General features: G+C 69.2%; 1 protein-coding gene. It reads right to left on the reverse strand.

The features are described 5' to 3' along the window. A partial coding sequence (gene acs / locus ACYVF3_RS32510) for an acetate--CoA ligase (protein WP_461158115.1) occupies window positions 1–1745 on the reverse strand: 1745 nt, incomplete at both ends.

The following is a 1745-nucleotide window of genomic DNA, read 5'->3' on the forward strand; positions in this document are numbered from 1 at the left end:
CGCATGATCTTGCCGGAGCGGGTTTTGGGGAGTTCGGGCACGACCATGATCTGCCGTGGTTTGGCGATCGGGCCGATCTCCTTGGACACGTGGTCGCGCAGCTCGGCGAGTGCGGCTTCGCCGCCGGCGCCGTCGGCCACGCCGCCGCGCAGGATCACGAACGCCACGATGCCCTGACCGGTGGTCGGGTCGCTGGCGCCGACCACCGCGGCTTCGGCCACGTTGGGGTGGGAGACCAGCGCGGACTCGACTTCGGTGGTGGAGATGCGGTGGCCGGACACGTTCATCACGTCGTCCACGCGGCCCAGCAGCCACATGTCGCCGTCGGCGTCGTACTTGGCGCCGTCACCGGCGAAGTAGAAGCCGAGGTCGGCGAACTTCGACCAGTAGGTGTCCTTGTAGCGCTCGTCGTCGCCCCAGATGCCGCGCAGCATCGCCGGCCAGGGCTTGTCCAGGACGAGCAGGCCGCCGCCGCCGGGGCCGACGTCGGCGCCGGTCTCGTCGACGACCTTGGCCGAGATGCCGGGCAGCGGTGTTTGCGCCGATCCGGGCTTGGCGGCGGTGGCGCCGGGCAGCGGCGAGATCATGATCGCGCCGGTCTCGGTTTGCCACCAGGTGTCCACGATCGGCGTGCGGTCGGAGCCGATGTTCTTGCGGTACCAGATCCAGGCCTCGGGGTTGATCGGCTCGCCGACCGAACCCAGCACCCGCAGCGATGAGAGGTCGTAGGACGCCGGGATCTCCGCGCCCCACTTCATGAAGGTGCGGATCGTGGTCGGCGCGGTGTAGTAGATCGTCACGCCGTACTTCTGGACGATCTCCCAGTGCCGGCCCTCGTGCGGCGCGTTCGGGGTGCCTTCGTAGATCACCTGGGTGGCGCCGTTGGCCAGCGGGCCGTAGACGATGTAGGTGTGGCCGGTGACCCAGCCGATGTCGGCGGTGCACCAGTAGACGTCGCTGTCCGGTTTGAGGTCGAAGACGTTGTGGTGGGTGTAGGCGGCTTGGGTGAGGTAGCCGCCGGAGGTGTGCAGGATGCCCTTCGGGCGTCCGGTGGTCCCCGAGGTGTAGAGGATGAACAGCGGGTGCTCGCTGTCGAAGGCCTCCGGGGTGTGCTTGTCCGGCTGGTGGTCGACGACCTCGTGCCACCACTTGTCGTGGGTGTCGTTCCACTGCACGTCGATGCCGGTGCGCTGGACGACCAGCACGTGCTGGATGCTCGGCGCTTCCGCGACGGCCTCGTCGACGTTGGCCTTCAGCGGCATGGCCTTGCCGCGCCGGTACTGGCCGTCGGCGGTGATGACGACCTTGGCCTCGGCGTCGTTGATCCGCGAGCGCAGCGCTTCGGCGGAGAAGCCGCCGAACACGACGCTGTGCATCGCGCCGAGACGCGCGCAGGCCAGCATCGAGAACACGGCCTCGGGCAGCATCGGCAGGTAGATCGCGACCCGGTCGCCTGCGCCGACGCCGAGTTCGGCCAGGGCGTTGGCGGTGCGGGAGACCTCGCGCTGGAGCTCGGCGTAGGTGATGGCGCGGCTGTCGCCCGGCTCGCCCTCCCAGTGGATGGCGACGCGGTCACCGTTGCCGGCTTCGACGTGCCGGTCCGCGCAGTTGTAGGCGACGTTGAGCTTGCCGTCGACGAACCACTTGGCGTAGGGCGCATCCGACCAGTCCAGGACCTGGCCCCACTTGGTGTCCCAGTGCAGCCGCGACGCCTGCTCGGCCCAGAAGGCCTCGCGGTCCGCATC

The organism is Saccharopolyspora tripterygii, assembly GCF_054778355.1.